This window comes from Mycobacterium sp. URHB0044, from assembly GCF_000620625.1.
GTDB lineage: Bacteria > Actinomycetota > Actinomycetes > Mycobacteriales > Mycobacteriaceae > Mycobacterium.
Window position 1 is genome coordinate 21,277 of the sequence record NZ_JIAW01000013.1, and the last position, 26,628, is coordinate 47,904.

A 26,628-nucleotide genomic window follows, 5' to 3' on the forward strand; every position below is an offset into this window, starting at 1 on the left:
AATGGCCGACGTTTTCAGCCGGGTCGTCCGCCCGGCCATCCTGGCCGCCAGCCGCGCCGACGGTCTGCGGCGCGTCAGCGAGCGACTGCCCGTCACGCGCAAGGTCGTGCAGCGCTTCGTGCCCGGCGAAACCGCCACCGACGCGCTGAATGCCGTTGAGCTACTTCGGGATTCCGGTCGGCTGATCTCGATCGACTATCTCGGCGAGGACGTCACCGACATCGACACGGCGAACGCCACCGTGGATGCGTACCTGGCACTGCTCGACGGGCTGAGTAACCGCGACGAGCCGACGGCAGCGGCGCGACCGCTGGAGGTGTCGCTGAAGCTCTCCGCGCTGGGCCAGGCGCTGCCGCGCGACGGCGAGAAGATCGCATTGGAGAACGCCCACACCATCTGTCAGCGGGCGCAGCAGGCCGGCATCTGGGTGACCGTCGACGCCGAAGATCACACCACGACCGACTCGACGCTCTCGATCGTGCGCGAACTGCGTGCGGACTTCGACTGGCTGGGCACGGTTCTGCAGGCGTACCTCAAGCGCAGCCGCGCCGACTGCTCGGAGTTCGCGGCGTCCGGTGCGCGGATCCGGTTGTGCAAGGGGGCGTACGACGAGCCCGCGTCGGTAGCCTTCCGCGACCGTGATGACGTCACCGACTCGTATCTCACCTGCCTGCGGATCCTGATGGCGGGTAAGGGCTATCCGATGATCGCCTCGCACGACCCGGAGATCATCGAGGCCGTGCCGGCCATGACGCGGGAATTCGGCCGCGGGGTCGACGATTTCGAGTATCAGATGCTGTACGGCATCCGCGACGCGGAGCAGCGTCGGCTCGCCGAGGAAGGCAACCACGTGCGGGTGTACGTGCCGTTCGGCACCCAGTGGTACGGCTACTTCGTGCGCCGGCTCGCCGAGCGTCCCGCCAACCTGACGTTCTTCCTGCGGGCGCTGGCCGAGCGACGGCACTGACCCCGGCGGACTCCGCGCTGGACAGCGGCCGCCGCTGCTGCAATACATGAACCATGACCGAATCAACTGCCAATCGGGTCTGGCTCATCACCGGCGCCAACTCCGGCTTCGGCCGGGCCATTGCGGAAGCGGCGCTCGCGGCCGGTGACACGGTGGTGGCCGCGGCCCGGCGCCCCGACACGCTCGCCGACCTGGTGGACGCCGCGCCGGATCGGGTGACCCCGCTGCGACTCGACATCACCGACCACGACCGCATCGCGGCCGCCGTCGACGAGGTGCTGGCACGCCACGGTCGGGTCGACGTGCTGGTGAACAACGCGGGCCGCGGCGCGATCGGCGCCGCCGAGGAGACCTCCGACGAAGAACTGCGCGCTCTGATGGATCTGCACTTCTTCGGGCCGGCCGCGTTGACGCGGGCGCTGCTACCGCAGATGCGCGAGCGCGGATCCGGCGCGATCGTCCAGATGAGCAGCATGGGTGGCCGGTTCACCTTTCCGGGCGTCGGCGCGTACTCGGCGACCAAGTTCGCCCTCGAGGGGTGGTCGGAGGCACTGGCCAAGGAAGTCGGCGGCTTCGACATCCGGGTGCTCATCGTCGAACCCGGCGCCTTCCGCACGTCGTTCAACGGGCCAGGCGCGCTGCTGGTGTCCACTCCGATCGCCGCGTACGACGATCAGATCGAGCCGCTGCGCACCGGCATGCCCGAGGACGACGGGAAGCAACCGGGCGATCCGGCGAAGGCGGCCGCGGCGATCCTGACCGCGCTGAACTCCGAACAGCCGCCGTTGCGTCTCGCCCTCGGCAACGACGCGGTCGACGCGGTCGCCACGGCGCTGGAGGATGCGAAGGCCGAGCTGGCGGCGTGGGAGAAGGTCGGCCGCGCAACGGTATTCGACGGCTAGAACGCCGCGATCAACCCTGGCTCTGCTGCATCGCCAAGCAGGTGCCGTAGTGCTCTGGCGTGCAGGGGATGCCGTTCACGGAACCGACTCCCGCGGGGTCGGGGGATACCACGGCGCCGGGCGCCGACGCCTGCGGCGGAATGACCACGGCAGGCGCATTGCCGCTCGACGCGCCACTGGTGCACACGCCGGGGAACCGGGTCGGCGTCGTCCCCCAGGGACAGCCGTCGGCGGATGCCGGCGCGGCGACCACCAACGGTGCAAAAGCAAACGCCACTGCACATCCGAAGATCAGAATCCCACGCTTCAGGGCAACCATCACGCTCCCAACGACTCACCCGGCCCGCGTCCACCCTAGCCTCGCGCAGGGTAGGTCCCGACTTTCAGTTGGCTGCGAACTCCTCGTGAATGACGGCGACGAACCGGTCGACGTCGGCCTCCGTCGTGTCCCACGCGGTCATCCAGCGCACTTCGCCGCGCGCGCGATCCCAGTCGTAGAAGCGCACCCGCTCCCGAATGCGGTCCGCCGTATCCGTGGCGAGCGTCGCGAAGATCGCGTTCGCCGGGCTGTCCTGCGTCAGCGCCAGCCCGGCCAGCGTTCCGTCGGCGATGCCGGCCTCGAGCGCCGAACGCAGGCGCGCGGCCATCGCGTTGGCGTGTGCCGCACTGCGCAGGCCGAGGCCGTCGTCGAAGAGCGCGAGCAGCTGCGCCGAGGCGAACCGCATCTTGCTGGCCAGCTGCATCGTCAGCTTGCGCAGGTAGACCAGACCGGTGGCGCGCTCAGGAGCGAGCACGACCACCGCCTCCGTGCCGAGGAGCCCGTTCTTGGTGCCGCCGAGGCTGAGGACGTCGACCCCTGCGTCCGTGGTGAAGTCGCGGAACGGCACGCCGAGCGCCGCGGCCGCGTTCCACAGCCGCGAGCCGTCCATGTGGACGGCCATGTCGTGTCCGTGGGCGAAGTCGGCGATGGCCCGAACCTCGTCGGGTGTGTAGAGCGTGCCCATCTCGGTGGTCTGGGTGATGCTGACGGCCAACGGCTGGGCGCGGTGCTCGTCGCCCCAGCCCCACGCCTCGCGGGCGACGAGCTCTGGCGTCAGCTTGCCGTCGGGGGTCGGCACGGTGAGCAGTTTGATGCCCGTCATCCGTTCCGGTGCGCCGGCCTCGTCGGTGTTGATGTGCGCGGTCGCCGCTGCGATGACGGCGCCCCAGCGCGGCAGGACGCTGGTCAGCGAGATGACGTTCGCGCCCGTGCCGTTGAACACGGGGAAGACCTCGGCACGCTCGCCGAAGTGCTCGCCGATCACCGATCGCAGTCGGGCCGTGTACTGGTCCTCGCCGTACGCGACTTGGTGGCCGCCATTGGCCGCGGCGATCGCGGCCAGCACCTCGGGGTGCACGCCGGCGTAGTTGTCGCTCGCGAAGCCGCGCCAATCGGGGTCGTGCAGTGGGGCGATCGTCACTTCGACCCACACAGCCGCAGCAGCGTCCACGCGGCGAGGGTCTGCGCGTCGGTGATGATCCCGTCGACGATCATCCGTTCGATCTGGTCCCCGGTGAACCACTCGCTGTGCATGTCCTGCTCCTCGGGCTCACGCTCGTGCTCGCCCTCGGTGATGCCGGTGGCCAGGAACACCCAGCCCCGCTGGCTGCTCATTCCCGGCGCGACGTCGAGCTGGCCGAGCACCACCATCGACGTGGCGCGAAGACCCGTCTCCTCGCGCAGCTCCTGGGCGGCGAGCTCGGCGGGCGGCGGCTCGTCGCCCTCCAGCGTTCCCGGCGCGGTGCCTTGCGGAAACTCCCAGCGGCGCAGGCCGATCGGGTAGCGGAACTGTTCGACGAGCCGGAACCGGTCGCCGTCCTTGGGGATCACCAGCGCGTAGGTCGGCTTGTCGATGACGCCATAGATGCCGACGTGGCCGTCCTGCCTGCGCACGTCGTCCTCCCTGACGATCATCCACGGGTTCCGGTACACCTCCCGCGAGGCGATGCGCTCGATGAAATCCACCGGTCAAGTATCCCCATGGCAGCTGTGGGCGCGCTCAGGGCTGCGATTGGGCCACCGGGTAACGTCGCAGTCGTGTTGCTGGCCTCGTTGAACCCTGCGTCGGTCGCCGCCGGCCACGACGTCGGCGACGCCGTCCGCATCGATGGAGTCACGCTGAGTCGCAGCGACCTCGTCGGCGCCGCGACGTCGGTCGCGGAGCGTGTCGGCGGCGCCCACCGCGTCGCGGTGCTGGCCACGCCGACCGCCGCGACCGTGCTGGCAGTGACGGGCTGCCTGATCGCGGGCGTACCGGTCGTCCCGGTGCCTGCCGATGTCGGCGTCGCCGAGCGCCGTCACATCCTCACCGACTCGGGTGCGCAAGCCTGGCTGGGCGACCTCCCGGACGAGACCGAGGGACTGCCCCACATACCGGTTCGGATGCACGCCCGGTCGTGGCACCGCTATCAGGAGCCGTCGCCAGATGCCACCGCGCTGATCATCTACACCTCCGGAACCACGGGCCCGCCCAAGGGTGTGCTGATCAGCCGCCGGGCGATCGCAGCCGACATCGACGCCCTCGCGCACGCGTGGCAGTGGACACCCGACGACACCCTGGTGCACGGACTGCCGCTGTTCCACGTGCACGGCCTGGTGCTCGGACTCCTCGGCTCGCTGCGGATCGGAAATCGCTTCGTGCACACGGGAAGACCGACGCCGCAGGCGTACGCCGCGGCGCACGGCTCGCTGTACTTCGGCGTGCCGACGGTGTGGTCGCGCGTCGTCGTCGACGTCGATGCGGCGCTGGCACTGGCGCCGGCGCGGCTGCTGGTTTCGGGCAGCGCCCCCTTGCCCGTGCCGGTGTTCGACGGGCTCGTCCGGCTGACCGGCCATGCGCCCGTGGAGCGCTACGGCAGCACCGAATCGCTGATCACGCTGAGCACCCTCGCCGACGGGGAACGCAGGCCCGGCTGGGTGGGGCTGCCCCTGGCCGGCGTATCGACCAGATTGGTCGACGACGACGGTGCGGAGGTGGCGCACGACGGGGAAACCATTGGGCGCCTTGAGGTTCGGAGCCCTACGCTCTTCGACGGTTACCTGAACCGGCCGGACGCCACCGCGGAAGTCCTCGACGGCGACGGCTGGTACCGGACCGGTGACGTGGCGGTGGTCGACGGCGGGGGAATGCACCGCATCGTCGGGCGCGAATCCGTGGACCTGATCAAGTCGGGCGGCTACCGCGTCGGCGCAGGCGAGATCGAGGCCGTGCTGCTGGGGCACGCCGGCGTCAGCGAGGCGGCTGTGGTCGGTGTCCCCGACGACGACCTCGGGCAGCGGATCGTCGCGTTCGTCGTCGGTGAGGCCCAACCGGCTGACCTGATCGACTTCGTCGCGGCGCAGCTTTCGGTGCACAAGCGGCCCCGCGAGGTGCGGGTCGTCGACGGTCTGCCCCGCAACGCGATGGGCAAGGTGCTGAAGAAGGAGTTGGTCACGTGGGCCTGACGTTCGACGAGATCTGCATCGACTCGCACGACGCCAAAGCTCTGGGCGAATGGTGGTCTCAGGTGCTGGGCTGGCCCTCCGACGTGGACTCCGACGGCGACGTCCTGCTGGTCGCCCCGCCCGGCGCCGGGCCCAACTGGTTGTTCATCGGGGTACCCGACGACAAGGTCGTCAAGAACCGCATTCACTTCGACTTCCGGCCCGACGATCAACAGGCCGAGGTTGACCGCGTCGTCGCACTTGGTGCCCGCCACGTCGACATCGGCCAGGGCGACGAGTCGTGGGTGGTGCTGGCCGACCCCGAGGGCAACGAATTCTGCATCCTCGCCGCCCATTCCTGAGGACCGTTCGCGGCGAACGAGAATCTGCCCGATACCCCCTGCTGCGTCCTATGCGCATTTTCCACGCCACGGCTGTGCTCGGGGCCGCGAGGCGGCGATCGACAACCCTGGGGTAGGACTGGCCGTTAGGGCGCAGACCGGTATGTTCGCGCCCTCAGCCCCGGATCAGTCCTTCGAGGAGGTCCGCGGCGCGCAGCCGCCCCGGCGAGGCCTGCAGCCGTCGTGACGCCGCCCCCAGTCGCTTGCCGAGCACCTCGTCGCCGATCAACTGGCCGATCGTCGAATGTAGCTCTTCGTCGGTAAACTCATACGTGGAAAGCCTTACGCCGTAACCGCATTCGTCGATGCGCTGCGCGTTGTCGTACTGATCCCAGAACAGCGGCAGCACGATCGTCGGCACCCCGAACGTGAACGCCTCGCCGACGGTGTTGTTGCCGCCGTGGGTGATCATCACGTCGCACTGCGGCACGATCGCCGTCTGCGGAACGAATTGCTCGCCCCACATCCGGTCGCCCAGCCTCAGCTGGTCGTGCAGCGGGCCCATCGACACGATCACCCGATGCGGCGTCCGATCCAGTGAGTCGATGACCCGCTGCATGAGCGGCACGTCCATGCAACCGAGGCTGCCCAGGGACAGATACACCAACGTGCCTGAATCGCCGACCCTTTCGGCCACGTCGAACGCGCCGTCGGAGTTGCGCGTCGAGGTGTCGATCCGGTGCCACGACGGACCGAGCGGTCGCGATCGCGGATAGTCCAGCTCGGCCGGGAACATGTAGAGGTTGAGGTACGGCGACTCGTACTGGAACGCCCCGTCGGGCAGCGGCTCGGCGTCACACTCCTGATGAAACGCGTTGTAGCGCTCCAATAGTGGGCCGGTGACCCGGCGGTACTCGGCGCGGAACTCGTCCCAGCCGGTGCGGTCGTCGGCCGGGTACCCGGAGAAGACGGGCGCGATGTCGACGTCGGGCAGCTCCAACGGGTTCGCCGACACCACACGCGCCCACGGACAGCCCGCCAAGGACACCGACGGGAAGCTTGCGACGCAGTCGAGCACGATGGCGTCGGGCTGCACTTCCGACCAGATCTCGGTCAGCCGATCGTGCGAATACTCGGCGCCCGCGACGAATTCGTCCCAGATCGGCCCCGTCACGGTTTCGAGCTGCTGGATGGTCGGTTTGCGGAACTCCGGTGACGTCACGCGAACGAACTCGGCCCAGCCCTCGCCGACCGCTTCACCGCCCTCTGGGGGCGGGGCCAACCGCATGAGGCGTTCCTCGAAGCCGCGGGCAACCAGCTCGCCCTCGAACGACTCCTCGACCACGAACACGGTGCGGATGTTCCGTTCGAGCAGGTGATTGCCCAGTGCGACGAGATTGTTGGTGGGTCCCCACGCGCCAGGTTCGGGAAAGAGGGCCACGACGGGCTGCGTCATACCGGCCGAATCTACGCGCGTGCGGCCGTTCAGGCGCTTCCAAACCGACTCCCAGGCTTCGATGCCACGATGGCGGCGTGCGTCGACTCATGAGCCTGATGGCGTGCGTGGCCGTGCTCGCCGGCTGCACGTCGACGACCACCGAGCCGGCCCTGTTGCGCACACCGCCGATGGGCTGGAACTCGTGGAACTCCGGTGTCCCGCTGACCGAACGGACCGTCGAGCAGACCATCGACGCGATGGTGTCGTCGGGGATGCGCGACGCCGGCTACCGCTACGTCAACCTCGACGCCGGCTGGGCGGCGCCTACCCGGGACGGCGAGGGCAACCTGCGTGCCGATCCGGACCGGTTTCCGCACGGCATCGCCGCGCTGGCTCGTTACGCGCACGATCGCGGGATGTTCCTCGGCCTCTATCAGAGCCCGTTCAACCAGGCGTGCGGTCAGGATCCGCGCATCGGGTCCGCCGGTCACGAGGCGGCCGACGCGCGTGCGTTCGCCGACTGGGGTGTCGACTACCTCAAGTACGACTGGTGCCGGCTACAGGCCGGGCACGACGAACAGGTGAAGTACTTCACGGCGATGCGAGATGCCTTGCGCGCCAGCGGCCGTCGGATCGCGTACAGCATCAACCCCAACAGTTCCGGTGACCCGTCGGCCGGGTCGGAGTACGACTGGTCCCACATCGCCGACATGAGCCGCGACGCCATCGACCTGGTGCCTGCCTGGGGCGACGACGGCTTGTGGTCGGAAGGGCTCGCCGGCGTCAGTCAGGCATTCAGCGCCGCAGGCCCGACGGCGTCCCGGAGCGGCCCGGCGCACGTGAATGACCCGGACATGCTGGTGGTCGGCATCCCGTGGCTCGCGTTCGCCAGCGGGCACCCGACCATGGCGCTCGGCCCGCGACGGCCCGACCTGACCGATGCCGAACAGCGCGCGCACTTCTCGTTGTGGGCCATGCTGGCAGCTCCGCTGCTGGCGGGCAACGACATTCGGTCGATGACCGACGAGACCCGCGACATCTTGACCAACCGCGACGTGATCGCCGTCGACCAGGATCCGTTGCTGGTTCAGGGGGGGCCGCTCCCGGGAGACCCCCGGGTGATCGTGAAGCGCCTGGCCGACGGTGCGGTAGCGATGGCGTTGTTCAACCCCGACGCCGAGCCCGCGTCGATTCGCGCCGACGCGAGTTCGAGCGGTCTGCGCCAGGCGAATTGCTACGCCGTGCGTGACCTGTGGGCGCATGCGGACACGACCACCACTGGCGACGTCGAGCGGACGGTGCCGGGACATGGCGTCGCGATGCTGCGTGTGACGCCGGGTTGCCCGTAGGCGTCAGTTGGCGTGCAGTGCTTCGTTGAGCGTGATCCCGGTGCCGTCACGCTTGACGACCTCGACCGCGCCGGACAGCGAATTGCGCCGGAACAGAAGGTTGTTCGCGCCCGACAGTTCGCGCGCCTTCACCGTCTCGCCGTCAGAGGTCGTCACCTTGGTGCCGCCAGTGACGTAGAGGCCGGCCTCGATCACGCAGTCGTTGCCGAGCGAGATGCCCAGGCCCGCGTTCGCACCGAGCAGGCAGCTCTTGCCGACGGAGATCACTTCCTTGCCGCCTCCGGACAAGGTGCCCATGATCGAGGCGCCACCGCCGACGTCGGAGCCGTCGCCGACCACGACGCCCGCCGAGATCCGGCCCTCGACCATCGACGTGCCGAGGGTGCCGGCGTTGAAGTTCACGAAGCCCTCGTGCATCACGGTGGTGCCGGCGGCCAGGTGCGCGCCCAGCCGTACCCGGTCGGCATCGGCGATCCGGACGCCCGCCGGGACCACGTAGTCCACCATCCGCGGGAACTTGTCGATGCCGTACACCGTGACGGTTCCGCGCCGACGCAGCCGGGCCCGGGTCAGCTCGAAGCCGTCGACCGCGCACGGGCCGTAGTTCGTCCACACCACGTTGGTCAGGACACCGAAGATGCCCTCCATGTTGGCGCCGTGTGGGGTGATCAGCCGGTGGGACAGCAGGTGCAGCCGCAGGTAGGCGTCGTAGGTGTCGGCAGGCTTGTCATCGAGGGACGCGATCGTGGTGCGCACCAGCACGATGTCGACGCCGCGGTCGTCGTCGCGACCGGCCAGGGCGCCCAGGTCCTCGGGCACCTCGGCCACCGACAGCCGCGTCGTACCGGATTCGCCGTCCGCGTCGAGCTCGGGAGCGGGGAACCACGTGTCGAGAACCGTTCCGTCGGCCGCAATGGTGGCCACGCCGACGCCTGATGCAGAAGTCACGTCGTCAAAGGCTACTGGACAAGATCCCCCGGTCGCTGCGCTCCTGCCCGCCGGAACTAGCCTCAGGACTTGTGGCCCTGGACTTACGCGCCGATCCGATCGCGCTGACCGCCGCGCTGGTCGACATTCCCAGCGAGTCGCGGCACGAACAGCGCATCGCCGACGAGATCGAGGCCGCCCTGCGAGCGCAAGCCCCCGGCTTCGAGGTCGTACGGAACGGTGACGCGGTGCTGGCCCGCACCAATCTCGGCAGGCCGTCGCGGGTGCTGCTGGCCGGACACACCGACACGGTTCCGGCGGCGGACAATCTGCCGAGCAGGCTGGTCGACGGCGAACTGCACGGCTGCGGCACGTCGGACATGAAATCGGGCGACGCGGTGTTCCTGCACCTGGCCGCCACCGTCGCGGAGCCCACGCACGACATCACGCTGGTGATGTACGACTGCGAGGAGATCGAGTCGAGCGCGAACGGGCTCGGCCGGATCGAACGCGAGCTGCCCGACTGGCTGCGCGCCGACGTGGCGATCCTCGGCGAGCCGTCGGGGGGATTCATCGAGGCCGGCTGCCAGGGCACCATCCGCGTCGTCGTCAGGGCTGCAGGCACGCGAGCGCACTCCGCGCGATCGTGGTTGGGCGACAACGCCATTCACAAGCTTGGTGCGGTACTCGACGGGCTCTCGGCGTATCAGGCCCGCAGCGTCGACATCGACGGCTGCACGTATCGCGAAGGACTGTCGGCTGTTCGGATCGACGGCGGCGTCGCCGGCAACGTGATCCCCGACGCCGCGTCGGTCACGGTCAACTTCCGCTTCGCGCCCGACCGCAGCGTCGATGCCGCGCTGGCCCACGTGCGGGAGGTGCTCGACGGCCTCGACGTCGACATCGAATTGACCGACGCCGCGGCGGGCGCACTGCCCGGGCTGGCCAAACCGGCCGCTGCCGCGCTGGTGGCGGCCGCAGGCGGACAGGTGCGCGCGAAGTACGGCTGGACCGACGTGGCGCGGTTCGCGGCGCTCGGCATCCCGGCGGTCAATTACGGGCCCGGTGATCCGAACCTCGCGCACCGCGTCGACGAGCGTGTGCAGGTCGCGCAGATCACCGCCGCCACGGAGATGTTGCGGAAATATCTGGTTGCGTGACGCGGCTACTATGGTCGTTGTACCTGTAGTCAGACAGAGGCGGGCCGCAAACATGCTGGGAGACGACATCTCCGGATAAAACCGGAGCACACGTCGTTCGTCCTTTCCTCGTGCCGCGGCGCGATGCCGCGGTCTCACCGAGAGACCTCTCGCATGTCTGACATTTCCATCGTCTTCTCACATCTGTCCTTCGGCTGGCCCGACGACACCCCGCTGTTCGCCGACCTGTCCTTCACGATCCCGGCGGGCCGGACCGGCTTGGTGGCGCCGAACGGTGCGGGCAAGAGCACGCTGCTCAAGCTCGCAGCGGGGGAGTACCAACCCACCGCCGGTTCCATCACCGTCGACGGCACGCTCGGATATCTGCCGCAGACGTTGCCGTTCGATGCGGAGCGGACCGTCGCCGACGTCCTTGGCGTCGCTCCGATCATCGGCGCGTTGGACGCCCTCGCCGCGGGCGACGCCTCGGACGAGGTCTTCGCCGCGATCGGCGACGACTGGGACGTCGAGGAGCGGCTTCGTGCCCAACTCGACCGGCTGGGCCTGGCCGGCCTGACACTCGACCGGCCGTTGGGATCACTCAGCGGTGGCGAGGTGGTGTCGGTCGGGCTGGCCGCGCAGCTGCTCAGGCGCCCCGACGTGCTGCTGCTCGACGAACCGACCAACAACCTCGACGCCGACGCCCGGCAGCGGCTGTACGCCGCGCTCGACGACTTCGGCGGCACCCTGCTGGTGGTCAGCCACGACCGCGTACTGCTCGACCGGATGGACCGCATCGCCGAGCTGCGCGGAAGTGAAATGACCTTCTACGGAGGCAGTTTCACCGACTACGAGGCCGCGGTGGAAGCCGCGCAACGCGCCGCCGCGGCCGACGTGCGCAACGCGGAACTGCAGTTGAAGCGCGAGAAGCAACAGATGCAGCAGGCAAGGGAACGCGCGGCGCGGCGATCGGGAACCGCCGCCCGCAACGTCAAGAACGCCGGCCTGCCCAAGATCGTCGCGGGCAAGCTCAAGCGCGACGCGCAGGAATCCGCCGCCCGGTCCGACGAGGTGCACGCCAAGCGGGTCGACGACGCCAGGGCTCGACTCGGCGCGGCAGAGCTCGCGTTGCGCGACGACGACGCGCTCGTGCTCGACCTGCCGGATACCGACGTGCCGGTTGGCCGCACCGTCCTCGCCGCGCGGGGTCTTCGGATGAGCAGGGGAGGGCGGGACCTGTTCGCGGACAACGGCATCGACCTGGACATCCGCGGACCGGAACGGATCGCGCTCACCGGACCGAACGGGGCGGGCAAGTCGACGCTGCTGCGCATCATCGCCGGCGACCTGACGCCGGAGCACGGCGACGTGCAACGAGCCGACGGGCGGATCGCGTATCTGTCCCAGCGGCTGGATCTGCTCGACCCCGAGCGCACGGTGGCAGAGAGTCTCGCCGCGTTCGCGCCCAGCGTGACCCATACCCGTCGCATGCACCTCTTGGCGCAGTTCCTGTTTCGCGGCGACCACATCCACCTGCCCGTAGGGTCGCTGTCGGGCGGTGAACGGCTACGGGCGACGTTGGTGTGCGTGCTCAACGCCGAGCCCGCACCGCAACTGTTGTTGCTCGACGAGCCGACCAACAACCTCGACCTCGTGAGCGTCGGTCAGCTGGAGTCGGCGTTGAACGCCTATCGGGGGGCGTTCGTGGTGGTCAGCCACGACGAAAGCTTCCTGGAAGCCATTGGGGTCCAACGGCGTCTGGTGCTCGCCGACGGTCGGCTCGGTTAGAGCGACTGCTGCGGACGGGTCTGCGCCGGTTCGCGACGCTCGGGTGTGGGTGGCGGTTCCGGTGCCCTGCCCTGCTCCGCGGACTTCCCGGGCTGGGCCTCGTCGCGCTGGCCGGACGGCGCCTCGCGCGGTTCGTTGCGGCGTTCGTCGTCCTTGGACTCCTTGTCGCCGGGCCGATCACCGTCCTTGGCCTCGTCGGCTCCCGCCCCAGCCGCTCCTGCGGATCCGGCAGCCGCCTGAACGATGCCCTGGACGCCCTGCATGACTTGTTGCGGAAGCTGTTGCAGCCCTTGGGCGAGACCCTGCAGCGGCTGCGCAATGGACTGCGCCATCTGACCGACCTGCTGTCCGATCTGTCCGACCATCTGGCCCATCATGTCGGCACCGCCACCCGCACCCGCACCGCCGGCGCCCGCCGCACCCCCGCCTGCGCCCGCTGCCCCGGCGGGCCCGCCACCACCGGGCGCGCCCCCAGCCTCGGCGGCCTGCATCGTCTCGGCCGCCTTCCGGAGCGTCTCGGCACCCTTCTGGTCGCCCTGCTCGTACATCTGGGCGGCCTTCCGCAACAACTCCGAGATGGTCTGACCGGACGTCGACGTGGCCTGCAACGTGCCCTGCCTGCTGCCGAGGACCTGTCCGAGGGCGGTGCTGACCGCTGACGCGATGGGGCCGTGCGACGTCTCGACACCGAGCGCTTCGGGTGCGGCCGATCCCATCACCTGCGAGAGGGCCGACACCACCTGGTCGTGAACCTGAGAGAAGTTGCGCACGCCATCGGGTTGTACGTACAGCGGTTCATTCACGGCGTGGCCCCCTCGACTGGCAACTCATCCTGCATGTCGATTTTAGGGTGTTGATCGGGGCTCGGAAGCAGCACTTTCCCACCCCAGCGCCGTGAATTCGGCATCCAACTTGCGGATCTCACCGGCGATCTTGGTCGCCTCGCCGTTGGATGTGGCGACGATCTGGCTGAGTTGACCGAGACCCGTCTGCACGATGCCCAGCAGGAGCTCGTCGCGGTTCTCATTGGGAGGCACGGCTGCGGCAGCATCGATTACCCACTGGCGCAACGCATCGAGATTCTTGCGGCCGCCGTCGACGACCTGAGACGACAGGTTCACCCGTGCGCTGAGCCGTTGATCGAGCGCGGCGAGTTTCCCCAACACCTCGGCTTGTTTGGTGTTGGCGACGGCGTACGGCATAGCGGCGCTGCCGATCCACGTCGAATCAGGCGCCGCCGACTCAACGATGGTCTGAATCTCCAGCAGCTGCCCACTCTGGTCGTACTGGGCGCCGGTTTCGGGAGTGCCCTCGCCGAACGTGGCCCGCGCGTTCGACCACGTGGATAGAAACGCATCCAGCACGCTCACACCGCCGCCCCCTCGCTCATACCGTCAGCTAATGATCTTAGGACCGCCGATAGGTGCATCCGGGCGGCAATTCTGGGATTAGGGTCGACCCTGATGTGGCTCACCATCGGCAAAGTCGCCCTCGTCGCCTTCCTCGCGCTGGCCGTCGCCTTCGTCGTCGCGGTCTACGTGCGCAACGCGCGAAGGAAGGGATTCCCGACGTGGGAATCCGACAGCCACCTCGACCAGATCCGCGGTGCCATGCCGCCGATGCCGAGGCCCGACGGAATCGACGACCCATCCGACAACGAGAGCCCGCCGCCGCGACACTGACCCCTACGCGCGCGCCCGATCGGCCTGCGCCGCGGCATCGGACGCGGCACCGTGCATCCCGATCCCGGCGAACGCCGCCGCCACGGCGTCCAACCCGTCCGCGTCGGCAGCCGCCAACGCGCGACCATGATCGAGGGCGAGCCTGCTCACCATGCAATCGAGGCCGAGCCGGGCGATTCCGTCGGCCGCTCGGGTGTCGCCGAGTCGCACACCGTCGTGCAGCGCCCGCAGGGCTACCGCGGACTGGCCGCCCCGCTCGGCCGCGCGCGCGGCGTCTCGCGCGGCGTCGATCGCGCCGTGGCCGTCGCGGCGGGCCGCACACGTCCACGCCTTCGCCATGGCCAGCTCGGGAGCGAACAGCATCGACTTGAGTCCATGCCGCGCTTCGGCTTTGGCGAGCGTGCGACTCGCCTCTGCCGTCTCGCCGAGCTGACCGAGGGCGTAGGCCAACGACATCCACGCGAGCGGGCCCCACGAATAGCCGGTCGGCGAAAGGGCCGCGGCGGCATCGCGCAACAGCGCCACCGCCTCCCGCAATTCGCCGCGGGCGATCAGCACGTCGGCCACCAACACTTCACCGATGGCGCGGCCCGGCTGCTGAGCTTGGGTGTAGTCGAGCAGGCCCTGCGCCAAGGCCTGCGCCCCGTCCAGGTCACCGGCCAGCAGCCGCGTCGTGGTCTGCCCGAAGCCGGACGTGAACCGCAATAGGCCGGGATGTCCCGCCGTCGCCGCCCGTTCGGCCAACGGGTCGACGTCCGCGAACAGGCCCATGCGCGCCGAACTCAACGCCGCCGCCGCGGCAGCCCAGCCGACTGCCGTGTCGTCCGCGTCGGGCGATGCGAGCACCTCGGTGGCGATCTGCATGGCGCGGCTCGGGCTGCCCGAGTTCATCGTGAACGTGGCCGACAACGCGTCGAGCGTGGCGCGAGCGGTCGGCGTCGTCACCCGGTTGCGGGTGGTCTGCAGGAACGCCGTCGCCCGCTCGGGCTCGGACAGCATCCAGAACTGGTTGGCCGCCCGCGGCAGGGCCCAGGCCATCAGCTCCGTCTCGGTCAAGGTGGCCGGGTCGACGTCGGCGAGCACGGCATCCGCATCCCGGCCCCGCCCCTGCCACGCCAGGGCGTACGCCAGCGGCAGCCGGGCAGCCAGACCGCCGTCGGCCAGGGCGGCGCGGCCGAACCGCTCGCTGAGCTCGAGATCGCCCAGCCGCAGCGCCTCGTCGGCCGCCGCGACGAGGTCGGCGGCCGGAGGCGGCCGGTCGCTGTTCAGTGCCAGCGCGGTGCGCCGCAGTCGTTCGACGACGCCTCCCGCGGCGGGCAGTTTCTCGACGAGGGCGGTACGCACGGCCCGTTCTCGGCTGGGGCTCAAGTGGTTTCGCGCCACCAACGTGAACATGGGGTGGACCGCCCGCACCTCGTCGCCGTCAACCGTCACCGCGCCTGCCGAGGCCGCCGCGGCCACGGCGTCGGCACCTACCAGATCGGAAAGCGCTGCCACGGAAAGCGGTTCGCAGACGGCGACGAACTCCAACACGGATGATGCCTGCCCTGGCAGTTCCGCGACGAAGTAGCTCACCTGCTCTTCGAGCAGGCGCGCGTCGTATCCCGTTGGGAGAACGTCTATTCGGTCCACCAGGTCGTCGCGCACCAGGGCCGCGAGCCCGTCGGGGATCGACTCGTCGGAGTCGACCACGACGATCAACCGTGCCGCTCCGCTGATCGCGAGTTGATGCAGCAGCGCGGCGGACAGCTTGTCCAGGGCGTGCGCGTCGTCGACGAGCAGCAACAAGTCCTCGCCCAGAGATTCGCGCGCGGCGCGCAGCACCGCCGCGGTCTTGCCGGTGTCGGGCACCTCGATCAGTCCGCCGAAGGCTGCGAACGGCACGGCCGAGTCGCAGACCGAGCCCGTCACCGTCGCGACCCGCGCGAATTCCCCCGAGAGACGAGCGACCGCCGTGCGCGCTAGCGACGTCTTGCCGACCCCGGCGGGCCCGATCAGCATGGCTCCCGCACGGTTGCGAACAGCGGCCTCGAGACGGCCCAGCAACGGTTCTTCCGGCGCGGTCACCCACTCGACAGGCACCGCCGGATCCTATGGCGCGGCCCCTGGCCCAAACCGCTGAATGCGCCAAATCTGGCCGGAGAGCGCTCGTCTAAGTTTGCGATGTGCCCGAAGACTCCGACTTCACCGAATCCAAGGACCGCCCCTGGGCCGTGTGCGTGTACTGCGCGTCCGGCCCGACACATCCCGAGTTGCTGGCGCTGGCGAACGGCGTCGGACACGCCATCGCCGACCGCGGCTGGACCCTGGTATCCGGGGGAGGCAACGTGTCGGCGATGGGCGCGCTCGCCGAGGCCGCCCGTGCGCACCGCGGCCACACGGTCGGGGTGATCCCCAAGGCACTGGTGCACCGCGAGGTCGCCGACGTCGACGCCGACGAACTGATCGTCACCGACACCATGCGCGAGCGGAAGCAGGTCATGGAGGAGCGGGCCGACGCATTCATCGTGCTGCCCGGCGGAATCGGCACGCTCGAGGAGTTCTTCGAGGCCTGGACCGCCGGCTATCTCGGCATGCACGACAAGCCGTTGGTGATGCTCGACCCGATCGGTCACTACGACGGGTTGCTGGAGTGGCTCCGCGGGCTGGCGGGTACTGGCTACGTTGCGCCTGCCGCGCTGGACCGGCTCATCGTGGTGGCCGACGTCGACGCTGCCATGGAGGCCTGCGCCCCGAGCGGTGGCGATACCGCTCACCTGCGCGGCTAGGGTACTTCGCGGATGACCACCAGAGGGGGACGTACGGAATGAGCGACCAGAAGCAGACCACCCGCAGCAGCGTCGGGCTGCTCGACATCGCCACCCACGTACCAGGTCTGCTGATGGACTTGCCCACCATCCTGAGTGGTGTGATCACCGGCTTCGGGGCCCGCCCCACGGCCAAGACGTCGATCGGCAAGGTGTTCCAGGACCGCGCCGCACGGTACGGCGACAAGGACTTCATCAAGTTCGGCGACGAGCGGCTGACCTACCGCGAATCCAACGAGACCGTGAACCGCTACGCCGCGGTGCTCGCCGCGCGCGGAGTCGGCCACGGCGACGTTGTCGGCGTCATGCTGCGCAACTCGCCGCAGTCGGTGCTGCTGATGCTGGCGGTGGTCAAGTGCGGCGCGATCGCCGGAATGCTCAACTACCACCAGCGCGGCGACGTCCTCAAGCACAGCTTCGGTCTGCTCAACGCGGCGGCGGTCGTGGCGGAAACCGACCTGCTCGAGCCGATCAGCGAAAGCGGCGCCCAGATCGACGGGTTGATGACCGTCGACGAACTGCAGCGGCTGGCGGCCACCGCGCCCACCACCAACCCGGCCACCACGTCGGCCGTGTTGGCCAAGGACAAGGCGTTCTACATCTTCACCTCGGGCACCACCGGCATGCCGAAGGCCAGCGTGATGACGCACTACCGCTGGTTGCGAGCACTGGCCGGGTTCGGGGGCCTCGGCATGCGGCTGAACAGCAACGACACCCTGTACTGCTGCCTGCCGCTCTATCACAACAACGCGTTGACGGTGGCGTTGTCCTCGGTGCTCAACTCGGGTGCGACGCTTGCCCTCGGCAAGTCCTTCTCGGCGTCGAAGTTCTGGGACGACGTGATCCGCTTCGACGCAACGGCCTTCGTCTACATCGGCGAGATCTGCGCGTATCTGCTCAACCAACCGCCCAAGGACACCGACCGCAAGCACAGGGTGCGGGTGATCGCGGGCAACGGGCTTCGCCCGGCCATCTGGGACGAGTTCACCGAGCGGTTCGGCATCGACCGAGTGTGCGAGTTCTACGCCGCGAGCGAGGGCAACACCGCGTTCGTCAACGTGCTCAACGTCGACAAGACCACGGGCATCTGTCCTACCCCTGTCGCGTTCGTCGAATACGACGGCGACACAGGCGAACCCGTGCGCGACGGCAACGGCCGCGTCAAGAAGGTGCGCAACGGCGAGCCGGGCCTGTTGCTGTCCAAGGTGAGCAACTTCCAGCCGTTCGACGGCTACACCGACAAGAAGGAGTCCGAGAAGAAGTTGATCCGGGACGCCTTCAAGGAGGGCGACGTCTGGTTCAACACCGGCGATTTGATGCGCTCGCAGGGCTTCGGGCATGCCGCCTTCACCGACCGGCTCGGCGACACGTTCCGCTGGAAGGGCGAGAACGTCGCCACCACGGAGGTGGAAGCGGCGGTGTCCACCGCCCCGCAAGTGGAGGAATGCACGGTGTTCGGCGTCGAGGTGCCGGGCACCGGTGGCCGCGCAGGCATGACGGCGATCCAGCTGAAGGACGGCGAGGAGTTCGACGGCAAGGCGCTGGCCAAGGCGGCCTACGACCGGCTGCCCGGCTACGCCGTCCCGCTGTTCGTCCGCGTGGTCGGCGAGCTGGCACACACGTCGACGTTCAAGAGCCAGAAGGTGGACCTGCGCAAGGAGGGCTACGGCGCCGGCGAGACCAACGTCGAGGACCCGCTGTACGTGCTGGCCGGCCGCGAGGAGGGCTACGTGCCGTTCTACGACGAGTACCTCGCCGAGGTGAAGGACGGCAAGAAGCCGAAGGGCTAGCGACGCGTGCACGGTTGGTCGCGGTGAACGCGACTACGGATGCACAAACCACACGTCCGTAGCCTGGAGTCGTGCAGTCGACCTTCTTGGGCCGCCCCGTGGCGGGCGATCGCGCCATGATCATGGCGATCGTCAACCGCACGCCGGACTCGTTCTACGACCGTGGCTCGACGTTCACCGACGACGCCGCGAAGACTGCCGTCGACCGGGTGATCGCCGAAGGCGCGGACGTGATCGACGTCGGCGGCGTCAAGGCCGGCCCCGGTAGCGACGTCGACGCCGAGGCGGAGACCGCCCGCGTCGTGCCGTTCATCGAATGGGTGCGCAGCACCTATCCCGACCAGCTGATCAGCGTCGACACCTGGCGCGCGGCGGTGGCCAAGCAGGCATGCGCGGCGGGCGCGGACCTGATCAACGACACCTGGGCAGGCGCCGATCCGGGTCTGGCGGAGGTCGCCGCCGAGTTCGGCGCGGGCCTGGTGTGCTCACACACGGGCGGCGCGACGCCGCGCACGCGACCGTTCCGGGTGAACTACGGGATAACCGAACGCGGTGTGGTCGACGACGTGATCGCGGAGGTTACCGCGGCCGCCGAACGCGCCGTCGCCGCGGGCGTCGCGCGGGACGCCGTGCTCATCGACCCAACCCACGATTTCGGTAAGAACACTCATCATGGTCTTAGTTTGTTGCGCCACGTAAAAGATCTTGTAAATACCGGATGGCCGGTCCTGATGGCGCTGAGCAACAAGGATTTTGTCGGGGAGACTCTGGGCGTGGGCTTGACCGAACGCCTGGAGGGAACCCTAGCCGCGACGGCACTCGCCGCCGAGGCGGGAGCCGCCATGTTTCGGGTACACGAGGTAGGGCCGACTCGGCGCGTACTGGAAATGGTCGCGTCGATCCAAGGGGTGCGTCCACCGACGCGGACCACGAGGGGACTGGCATGACACTCACACCTGAACTGACCGCCGCCGACGCCGTGGCGGGACACCGATGGATGACCGACCACACGTGGCGCAGGCCATCCTGGACCGTCGCCGACCTCGAGGCGGCGAAGGGGGGCCGGACGGTTTCCGTCGTCCTGCCCGCGCTCAACGAAGAGGACACCGTCGCATCGGTGATCGACACCATCACCCCGCTGCTCGGGGGACTGGTCGACGAGTTGATCGTGCTGGACTCCGGCTCGACCGACGACACCGAGATCCGCGCCCTCGCCGCTGGCGCCAGGGTGATCAGCCGCGAGGCCGCATTGCCCGAGGTCGAGCCGCAGCCAGGCAAGGGTGAGGTGCTGTGGCGGTCGCTTGCCGCGACCACCGGTGACCTGGTGGTGTTCGTCGACTCCGACCTCATCGACCCCGACCCGATGTTCGTTCCCAAGCTGCTCGGTCCACTGCTGACGACCGACGGCGTGCACCTGGTCAAGGGGTTCTACCGCCGCCCGTTGAAGGTGAGCGGCAGCGAGGACGCCAACGGCGGCGGGCGGGTCACCGAACTCGTCGCGCGGCCGCTGCTGGCTGCGCTGCGCCCCGAGCTGACCTGCCTGCTGCAGCCGCTGGGCGGTGAGTACGCCGGTACCCGCGAACTGCTGACCTCAGTGCCGTTCGCCCCCGCGTACGGCGTCGAGATCGGTCTGCTGATCGACACCTACGACCGGCTTGGGCTCGACGCCATCGCCCAGGTGAACCTCGGCGTGCGCACGCACCGCAACCGCCCGCTCACCGAACTGGCCTCGATGAGCAGACAGGTGATCGCCACGCTGCTGTCCCGCTGCGGCGTCTCCGACTCCGAGGTGGGCCTGACGCAGTTCTTCGCCGACGGCGACGACTACGCCGCCAGGACGTCGACGGTGTCGCTGGCGGACCGGCCGCCGATGATGACGCTGCGCCCGGGCCGGTAATAACACCCGCTTCCGCGGGCTAATTGACCTGACGACCCCAGAGGGGGACGATCAGCGGTTATGTGGGGGAAGAGCAAGCGGTAGCGACGTGACGGTCGACGTCGAGTACGCCCGTCGGGGGGACATCAGCATCGCCTTTCAGGCGATCGGCGATGGGCCCGTCGACATCATCTTTGGTGCCGGATTGATCTCGCACCTCGACCTGATGTGGGCCGACCCGTATGCGACGGCGTTCCTGCGTCGGCTGGCGTCGATCGGACGCCTCCTGCTGTTCGACAAGCCGGGCACCGGGTTGTCCGATCCGGTCGCCGGTATCCCGACCGTGGAGCAGCGGGCTGACGACTTCCTCGCCGTCCTCGACGCGGCCGGTTCGCGCCGCGCGGTGGTGATCGGCAGCTCGGAGGCGGCTCCGCCGGCCGTGCTGCTCGCGGCTACGCATCCGGAGCGCGTCGAGGCCCTGATCACGGTGTCCGCCGCGCCCCCGCGATTCACGCTCGGCGATGACTTCCTGCCGGGCGCCGAATCTCGATTCGAACCGCTCTGGGCGATGCTTCGACACTCCACCGACCATTGGGGCGACGGGGCGATGCTCCAAACCCTTTCCCCGTATGCGCGCGACAACTTGCTGTACCGCAGGTTGGCCCCGAACGTCGAGCGAGCGTGCGCGAGTCCCGGCATGGCGCGAGTCATGATCAACGCGATGCTCGACTACGACGTCACGGGCGCGGTCGATGCCGTCGATGTGCCGACGCTGGTGATTCACCGGACCGCCGACGTCACTCCCGTCGAGGCTGCACGGTGGACCGCGGATGCAATCGGCGGGGCCAAGATGCTCGAACTACCGGGGGCCGAGCACATCTGTTGGTTCAACGGGGACGACATGCTCGCGGGCATCGAAGACTTCGTCGGCGGCAGTGCGCCCCGCGGGCCCGTCACGCGCAAGCTCGTCACCGTGCTCTACACCGACATCGTCGAATCCACTGCGCGCGCGGTGCAGATGGGGGACGAGCGGTGGTCGACGCTGCTGGCCGTGCACCACGCCGAGGTGCGTGACCGGGTTGAGCGCCACGACGGCAGGCTGATCAAGACGATGGGCGACGGCGTACTGGCGATCTTCGACCGCCCGACGCTCGCCGTCCGGTGCGCGCTCGCAATCTCCCGGCATGCGCGCGAGGAAGGGCTACAGGTGCGCGCGGGGGTGCATGCCGGCGAGTGCGAGGTCACCGAAGACGACATCAGCGGTGTCGCCGCGCACATCGGGGCTCGCATCATGGCGCTGGCCGGGCCGGCCGAGGTGTTGGTCTCCGCCACGGTGCGCGATCTGGTCTTTGGCTCGGGCGTCGAGTTCGACGCACGGGGAGAGCACGAGTTGAAGGGTGTACCGGGCATGTGGTCGGTGCACGCCGTCGTCTCCGACCGCCGCGAGGACCAGCGGCCGGCGTCCCAGGCCACTCCCGAGCATGCCGCGTTGACGCCATCGCCCGTCGCGACGATGAAAGCCGCCGACCGGGCCCTCGTCGAGGTGGCGAACCGGGCGCCCCGGCTGAGCCGTGTCACGCTGCGGTTGCTCAGCCGCCGCCCGACCGCGGCGAGGGGTTGATCCGGCGGCCGGCTTGTCGGCGCCGTGCGGCAGTATCGATCTCGTGACCTTGATTCTTCTGTACCTGGTCGTGCTGATCCTGGTGGCCGTCGTCCTGTTCGGTCTTGGCAGCGTGCTGTTCGGCCGCGGTGAGCGGTTGCCGCCACTGCCGCGGGGGACCACCGCCACGGTGTTGCCCGCCTCCGGCGTGACGGGTTCCGACGTCGAGGCCGTCAAGTTCACCCAGACGCTGCGTGGCTACAAGACCAGCGAGGTCGACTGGGTGCTCGAGCGGCTCGGGCAGGAACTCGATCTGCTGCGCGGTCAACTCGCCGCCGTGCGCGGCGTCCAGAGCCTCGACGAGGATTCCGACGACGTCGGGAACGAGGTGCACCAGGGCGCGCATGCGCTGCACGAGGACGAGCGGACGGACCCGTGAGCGTCGCCGTCGACGGTGATGGCCGGATACGTTGCGGCTGGGCCGACTTCACCGGAACACGTTCCGCCGCACCGGATTCCGTGCTCTACCGCGACTACCACGACTACGAGTGGGGCCGTCCCCTGCACGGTACCCGGGAGCTGTTCGAGCGGATGTCGCTGGAGGCCTTCCAGAGTGGGCTGTCGTGGCTGATCATCCTGCGCAAGCGGGAGAACTTCCGGCGTGCCTTCGAGCAGTTCGACGTGCCGAAGGTGGCTGCGTTCACCGACCGCGACGTCGAGCGGTTGATGGCCGACACCGGGATCGTCCGCAACCGCGCCAAGATCGACGCGACCATTGCCAACGCCCGCGCGGCAGCCGAGTTGGACGTCGACCTCGACGAGTTGCTGTGGTCGTTCGCCCCTCCGGCCCGGCCCCGCCCGGTCGACATGTCCGCCGTGCCTGCCATCAGCCCCGAGTCCACGGCGATGGCAAAGGAACTGAAGCGGCGCGGATTCAAATTCGTCGGCCCGACGACCGCCTACGCGCTGATGCAGGCGACCGGAATGGTCGACGATCACCTCGATTCGTGCTGGGTTTCATTTCAGCCGTGAGCGCACCCCCGGACGCGCCGTCCAGTGACCTTGGCCGGGTCTTTGCACACCGAACGCCCACCATAGGGAACAATGTAGGAAGTTCAGTTGCAGTTCAGTGCCGGGAGCTGTCGACGGGTGGGCAGTCCCGGCTGCAGACGGATCCGCTCACGCGGGCCCGCACGTTCGGAGGGAGCAGTCGATGGCGGCGATGAAGCCCCGGACCGGCGACGGTCCACTGGAAGCGACCAAGGAGGGGCGAGGCATCGTGATGCGGGTACCACTGGAGGGCGGCGGACGCCTCGTCGTCGAACTCACTCCCGACGAAGCCGCTGCTCTCGGCGACGAACTCAAGGGCGTCACCAGCTAGTCCCGCTGCACGCGCGGGGCCACCCGTTGCGCGGAGACCCGTCTCCGGCGCACGGCATCGCGCCGCTATCCCTCCGAGGCGACCTTGCGATAGATGTCGAGCGTCTGCTCGGCGATGTGCGCCCAGGAGAATTCGTCGATGCAGCGTTGGCGCCCGGCCTGCCCGTACCGCTTGGCGCGCTCGGGATCGGCGACCAAAGCGTTGACCGCGTCGGCGAGCCCGGCCTCGAAGGAGGCCGCGTCGGCCGCGTCGTAGTGCACCAGCAGCCCGGTCTCCTGCTCGGCCACCACCTCGGGAATGCCGCCGACGTCGGAGGCGACCACCGCCGTCGCGCACGCCATCGCCTCCAGGTTCACGATGCCCAGCGGCTCGTACACCGACGGGCACACGAAAACCGTTGAAGCCGAGAGTATTTCGCGTATCTTCGTGACCGGCAACATCTCTCGTACCCAGAACACCCCGCTCCTGGCGGCGGCCAAATCCTGCACCGCCGAAGCGACTTCCGCGGCGATCTCGGGGGTGTCCGGCGCGCCTGCACACAACACCAGCTGCACGTCCGGGGCGAACCGGTGCGCCGCCGCCACGAGATGTGCGACGCCCTTCTGCCGGGTGATCCTGCCGACGAACGCCACGATGGGCTTGGCCGGGTCGACGCCGAGGTCGGCCAGCACCGAGTCGCCCGGCTGCGGCTCGGCCGGGTACCACGCCTGCGTGTCGATGCCATTGCGCACGACGTGCACCCGGCTGGGGTCGAGGGCCGGGTACGTGCGCAGCACGTCGTCGCGCATGCCGGAGCTGACCGCGATGACGGCGTCGGCGGCCTCCACCGCGGTGCGCTCCACCCACGACGACACGCGATAGCCACCACCGAGCTGCTCGGCCTTCCACGGGCGCATGGGCTCCAGCGAATGCGCGGTCAGCACGTGCGGAACGCCGTACAGCAGCGCCGCGAGGTGGCCGGCCATCCCGGTGTACCAGGTGTGGGAGTGCACGACCGTCGCGGATGCGGCGGCGTTCACCATGAGCAGATCGGCCGACAGCGTGGCCAGCGCGGCATTGGCTCCCAGCAGCGCGGGATCGGGCTGGGCGACGAAGGCGTCGGGCCGTGGCGCACCCATGCAGTGCACGTCGACCTCGCAGAGATGTCGCAGCTGCGCGACGAGCTCGGTGACGTGCACTCCCGCGCCGCCGTACACCTCGGGTGGATATTCCCGTGTCATCATCGCCACCCGCATGGTGACGACGCTAGTAGCCCGCGCGGGTCACCGCATCCAATTGTCTTGACCGACAGCGGAGGAGAACTCGGTCAATCACCGCGAATGGCTAGCCGCATCTGGTGGGGGCCGATAGGTTTGAGGGATGAGGGAACTGCCACACGTGCTCGGCATCGTCCTTGCCGGCGGTGAGGGCAAGCGTCTTTACCCGCTCACCGCCGACCGCGCGAAGCCCGCGGTTCCGTTCGGCGGCGCCTATCGGCTCATCGACTTCGTGCTGTCCAATCTGGTCAACGCGCGGTACCTGCGGATCTGCGTTCTCACGCAATACAAGTCGCATTCGCTGGACCGCCACATCTCGCAGAACTGGCGGCTTTCCGGGCTTGCGGGGGAGTACATCACGCCGGTGCCCGCCCAACAGCGGCTCGGCCCGCGGTGGTACACCGGCTCGGCCGACGCGATCTATCAGTCGATGAACCTGATCTACGACGAAGACCCCGACTACGTCGTCGTGTTCGGCGCGGACCACATCTACCGGATGGACCCGGAGCAGATGCTCCAGTTCCACATCGAGAGCGGTGCGGGCGCGACGGTGGCGGGCATCCGCGTGCCGCGGAAGGAGGCCACCGCGTTCGGCTGCATCGACTCCGACGAGTCGGGCCGCATCCGCGCCTTCGTCGAGAAGCCCGCCGACCCGCCCGGCACGCCCGACGATCCGGAACAGACGTTCGCGTCGATGGGCAATTACATCTTCACCACCAAGGTGCTGATCGACGCCATCCGTGCCGACGCCGACGAGGACCACTCGGACCACGACATGGGCGGCGACATCATCCCGCGTCTGGTCAGGGACGGCATGGCCGCCGTCTACGACTTCAACAACAACGAAGTGCCCGGCGCCACGGAGCGCGACCACGGCTACTGGCGCGACGTCGGCACCCTCGACGCGTTCTACGACGCCCACATGGATCTGGTGTCGGTGCACCCGGTGTTCAACCTGTACAACCGGCGCTGGCCGATTCGGGGCGAGCCGGAGAACCTGGCGCCCGCCAAGTTCGTCAACGGCGGTTCCGCGCAGGAGTCGGTGGTCGGCGCGGGCAGCATCATCTCCGCGGCGTCGGTGCGCAATTCGGTGCTGTCCTCCAACGTGGTGGTCGACGACGGCGCGATCGTCGAGGGCAGCGTGATCATGCCCGGCGTACGCGTGGGGCGTGGTGCCGTCGTCCGACACGCCATCCTCGACAAGAACGTCGTGGTCGGCCCTGGCGAGCAGGTAGGTGTCGACCTGGAGAAGGATCGCGAGCGATTCGCGATCAGCGCCGGCGGCGTGGTGGCAGTCGGCAAGGGCGTCTGGATCTAGCTGCCAACCGCTCGCGCTTGACGGCGTCGCCGTCGACGCCGCAAGAGCGTCACGGCCGCCCAGATCAACGCGACCATCGCCACCAAGACCAGGACCGGCAGCAGGATCGCCGCGAACACCAGTCCGAGGCTGGTGACGTCTTCGAAGGTGGACAGCACCGGCGCGGCGATTCCCGCAGTGGCGACGTTGGCCGCGGGCCGGACGGTCGACTTGGTCAGCGACACCACCAGAGCGGTGACGACGCCGATGACGACGGGAATCCACTGGCCCGACTGCGCGAATGCCCCGGGGTCGGTGACCGCGGCCGTCTGGGAGGCCGTGCCCGAGCCGAACACGATGCCGCCCGCCGTCGGACGGACGAACGTCTGGATCGCATCGTTGACGCTGTCGAGCGCGGGGATCTTGTCGGCGACGATCTCGACGACCAGTAGTACCGCCACGATCGTCATGACCCAGCCGTTTTCCAGCCAGGCCCAGCCGTGGGGCAGTGTCACCAAGTCGGTGAACCGCGACAGCAGGCCGAGCGCCAGCAGCGGAATGTAGGCGTTGAGTCCCGCCGCGGTGGCCAGGCCGAAACCGGTAAGCAGTTCCACGGCTTCAGTAT

General features: G+C 68.9%; 27 protein-coding genes. 17 read left to right on the top strand and 10 right to left on the bottom strand.

Annotated features, from left to right (window positions below; all coding sequences use genetic code 11):
* Position 1: 1 nt before the first annotated feature.
* Together N536_RS0123910 and N536_RS0123915 are read left to right on the top strand one after the other, a co-directional pair.
* Positions 2-967: a proline dehydrogenase family protein gene (locus N536_RS0123910; RefSeq protein WP_029115919.1), complete on the top strand. Its 966-nt coding sequence runs from the start codon at positions 2-4 to the stop codon at positions 965-967.
* A gap of 53 nt (positions 968-1,020) precedes the next feature.
* Positions 1,021-1,869, top strand: coding sequence for an oxidoreductase (locus tag N536_RS0123915; protein ID WP_029115920.1), 849 nt, complete (start codon positions 1,021-1,023; stop codon positions 1,867-1,869).
* A gap of 10 nt (positions 1,870-1,879) precedes the next feature.
* On the opposite strand, the gene N536_RS0123920 is transcribed toward N536_RS0123915, so the two are convergent.
* The 3 genes from N536_RS0123920 to N536_RS0123930 all read right to left on the bottom strand — a co-directional run bounded on the left by N536_RS0123920 (position 1,880) and on the right by N536_RS0123930 (position 3,874).
* Positions 1,880-2,188 carry a hypothetical protein gene (locus tag N536_RS0123920; protein WP_029115921.1) on the bottom strand — a complete coding sequence of 103 codons (309 nt, stop codon included), beginning with the start codon at positions 2,186-2,188 and terminating at the stop codon, positions 1,880-1,882.
* 64 nt (positions 2,189-2,252) lie between these two features.
* Positions 2,253-3,329, bottom strand: coding sequence for a low specificity L-threonine aldolase (locus tag N536_RS0123925; RefSeq protein ID WP_029115922.1), 1,077 nt, complete (start codon positions 3,327-3,329; stop codon positions 2,253-2,255).
* Positions 3,326-3,874 carry an NUDIX hydrolase gene (locus tag N536_RS0123930; RefSeq protein WP_029115923.1) on the bottom strand — a complete coding sequence of 183 codons (549 nt, stop codon included), beginning with the start codon at positions 3,872-3,874 and terminating at the stop codon, positions 3,326-3,328. Before N536_RS0123930 ends, N536_RS0123925 begins: the two co-directional genes overlap by 4 nt.
* Before the next feature lie 72 nt (positions 3,875-3,946).
* On the opposite strand from N536_RS0123930, the gene N536_RS0123935 reads away from it, so the two are divergent.
* On the top strand, positions 3,947-5,353 hold the full coding sequence (locus N536_RS0123935) for an acyl-CoA synthetase (protein WP_029115924.1): 1,407 nt from the start codon (positions 3,947-3,949) through the stop codon (positions 5,351-5,353).
* The gene (locus N536_RS0123940; RefSeq protein ID WP_029115925.1) at positions 5,344-5,694 is read left to right on the top strand and encodes a VOC family protein; all 351 of its coding nucleotides are present in this window, start codon (positions 5,344-5,346) and stop codon (positions 5,692-5,694) included. Before N536_RS0123935 ends, N536_RS0123940 begins: the two co-directional genes overlap by 10 nt.
* A gap of 154 nt (positions 5,695-5,848) precedes the next feature.
* Here the strand turns inward: N536_RS0123940 and N536_RS0123945 are convergent, their stop codons facing one another.
* Positions 5,849-7,129 carry a nucleotide disphospho-sugar-binding domain-containing protein gene (locus tag N536_RS0123945; RefSeq protein ID WP_029115926.1) on the bottom strand — a complete coding sequence of 427 codons (1,281 nt, stop codon included), beginning with the start codon at positions 7,127-7,129 and terminating at the stop codon, positions 5,849-5,851.
* Positions 7,130-7,206: 77 nt separating this feature from the next.
* Between N536_RS0123945 and N536_RS0123950 the strand changes: the two genes are divergently transcribed.
* The gene (locus N536_RS0123950; RefSeq protein WP_029115927.1) at positions 7,207-8,460 is read left to right on the top strand and encodes a glycoside hydrolase family 27 protein; all 1,254 of its coding nucleotides are present in this window, start codon (positions 7,207-7,209) and stop codon (positions 8,458-8,460) included.
* 3 nt (positions 8,461-8,463) lie between these two features.
* Here N536_RS0123950 and dapD read toward each other — a convergent pair whose 3' ends face one another.
* Complete coding sequence (gene dapD / locus N536_RS0123955) at positions 8,464-9,408, bottom strand: 2,3,4,5-tetrahydropyridine-2,6-dicarboxylate N-succinyltransferase (protein ID WP_029115928.1); 945 nt, start codon at positions 9,406-9,408, stop codon at positions 8,464-8,466.
* A gap of 71 nt (positions 9,409-9,479) precedes the next feature.
* Here dapD and dapE point away from each other — a divergent pair, with 71 nt between their 5' ends.
* Together dapE and N536_RS0123965 are read left to right on the top strand one after the other, a co-directional pair.
* Positions 9,480-10,547 (top strand): succinyl-diaminopimelate desuccinylase, encoded by a 1,068-nt coding sequence (gene dapE / locus N536_RS0123960; protein ID WP_029115929.1) that lies wholly within the window; start codon positions 9,480-9,482, stop codon positions 10,545-10,547.
* Between the two features lie 153 nt (positions 10,548-10,700).
* The gene (locus N536_RS0123965) at positions 10,701-12,314 is read left to right on the top strand and encodes an ABC-F family ATP-binding cassette domain-containing protein (protein ID WP_029115930.1); all 1,614 of its coding nucleotides are present in this window, start codon (positions 10,701-10,703) and stop codon (positions 12,312-12,314) included.
* Here N536_RS0123965 and N536_RS39330 read toward each other — a convergent pair.
* Positions 12,311-13,117: an ESX-1 secretion-associated protein gene (locus N536_RS39330; RefSeq protein WP_064751584.1), complete on the bottom strand. Its 807-nt coding sequence runs from the start codon at positions 13,115-13,117 to the stop codon at positions 12,311-12,313. The two genes, N536_RS0123965 and N536_RS39330, sit on opposite strands and share 4 nt — an antisense overlap.
* Positions 13,118-13,159: 42 nt before the next feature.
* A complete protein-coding gene (locus N536_RS39335) occupies positions 13,160-13,684 on the bottom strand; it encodes an EspA/EspE family type VII secretion system effector (protein WP_051574734.1) in 525 nt (174 codons plus the stop codon).
* A gap of 93 nt (positions 13,685-13,777) precedes the next feature.
* Here N536_RS39335 and N536_RS39340 point away from each other — a divergent pair, with 93 nt between their 5' ends.
* Positions 13,778-13,996, top strand: coding sequence for a hypothetical protein (locus N536_RS39340; RefSeq protein WP_036437477.1), 219 nt, complete (start codon positions 13,778-13,780; stop codon positions 13,994-13,996).
* Positions 13,997-13,999: 3 nt separating this feature from the next.
* Here the strand turns inward: N536_RS39340 and N536_RS0123985 are convergent, their stop codons facing one another.
* The gene (locus tag N536_RS0123985; protein WP_029115931.1) at positions 14,000-16,078 is read right to left on the bottom strand and encodes an ATP-binding protein; all 2,079 of its coding nucleotides are present in this window, start codon (positions 16,076-16,078) and stop codon (positions 14,000-14,002) included.
* An 83-nt stretch (positions 16,079-16,161) separates the two neighbouring features.
* Between N536_RS0123985 and N536_RS0123990 the strand changes: the two genes are divergently transcribed.
* The 8 genes from N536_RS0123990 (at position 16,162) to N536_RS41700 (ending at position 23,450) form a co-directional block, all read left to right on the top strand.
* Entirely contained in the window at positions 16,162-16,764 is a 603-nt protein-coding gene (locus N536_RS0123990; RefSeq protein WP_029115932.1) for a TIGR00730 family Rossman fold protein, read from the top strand.
* A gap of 38 nt (positions 16,765-16,802) precedes the next feature.
* Positions 16,803-18,593, top strand: coding sequence for a long-chain-acyl-CoA synthetase FadD6 (gene fadD6, locus N536_RS0123995; protein WP_029115933.1), 1,791 nt, complete (start codon positions 16,803-16,805; stop codon positions 18,591-18,593).
* Positions 18,594-18,709: 116 nt separating this feature from the next.
* Positions 18,710-19,540, top strand: a complete 831-nt coding sequence (gene folP, locus N536_RS0124000; protein WP_231514622.1) for a dihydropteroate synthase — start codon at positions 18,710-18,712, stop codon at positions 19,538-19,540.
* Positions 19,537-20,490: a glucosyl-3-phosphoglycerate synthase gene (locus N536_RS0124005; protein ID WP_029115935.1), complete on the top strand. Its 954-nt coding sequence runs from the start codon at positions 19,537-19,539 to the stop codon at positions 20,488-20,490. Before folP ends, N536_RS0124005 begins: the two co-directional genes overlap by 4 nt.
* 88 nt (positions 20,491-20,578) lie before the next feature.
* The gene (locus N536_RS39345) at positions 20,579-22,090 is read left to right on the top strand and encodes an adenylate/guanylate cyclase domain-containing protein (protein ID WP_036437479.1); all 1,512 of its coding nucleotides are present in this window, start codon (positions 20,579-20,581) and stop codon (positions 22,088-22,090) included.
* Positions 22,091-22,133: 43 nt separating this feature from the next.
* A complete protein-coding gene (locus tag N536_RS0124015; RefSeq protein WP_029115936.1) occupies positions 22,134-22,508 on the top strand; it encodes a DivIVA domain-containing protein in 375 nt (124 codons plus the stop codon).
* A complete protein-coding gene (locus N536_RS0124020; protein ID WP_029115937.1) occupies positions 22,505-23,101 on the top strand; it encodes a DNA-3-methyladenine glycosylase I in 597 nt (198 codons plus the stop codon). The genes N536_RS0124015 and N536_RS0124020 overlap by 4 nt, the downstream gene beginning before the upstream one ends.
* Positions 23,102-23,282: 181 nt before the next feature.
* Positions 23,283-23,450 carry a DUF3117 domain-containing protein gene (locus N536_RS41700; RefSeq protein ID WP_003406247.1) on the top strand — a complete coding sequence of 56 codons (168 nt, stop codon included), beginning with the start codon at positions 23,283-23,285 and terminating at the stop codon, positions 23,448-23,450.
* A gap of 65 nt (positions 23,451-23,515) precedes the next feature.
* Here the strand turns inward: N536_RS41700 and glgA are convergent, their stop codons facing one another.
* Positions 23,516-24,685, bottom strand: coding sequence for a glycogen synthase (gene glgA / locus N536_RS0124030; RefSeq protein ID WP_029115938.1), 1,170 nt, complete (start codon positions 24,683-24,685; stop codon positions 23,516-23,518).
* A 124-nt stretch (positions 24,686-24,809) separates the two neighbouring features.
* Between glgA and glgC the strand changes: the two genes are divergently transcribed.
* Positions 24,810-26,024, top strand: a complete 1,215-nt coding sequence (glgC, locus tag N536_RS0124035) for a glucose-1-phosphate adenylyltransferase (RefSeq protein WP_029115939.1) — start codon at positions 24,810-24,812, stop codon at positions 26,022-26,024.
* Here the strand turns inward: glgC and N536_RS0124040 are convergent.
* Positions 26,021-26,617 carry a DUF4126 domain-containing protein gene (locus N536_RS0124040; protein ID WP_029115940.1) on the bottom strand — a complete coding sequence of 199 codons (597 nt, stop codon included), beginning with the start codon at positions 26,615-26,617 and terminating at the stop codon, positions 26,021-26,023. The two genes, glgC and N536_RS0124040, sit on opposite strands and share 4 nt — an antisense overlap.
* Positions 26,618-26,628 lie beyond the last annotated feature (11 nt).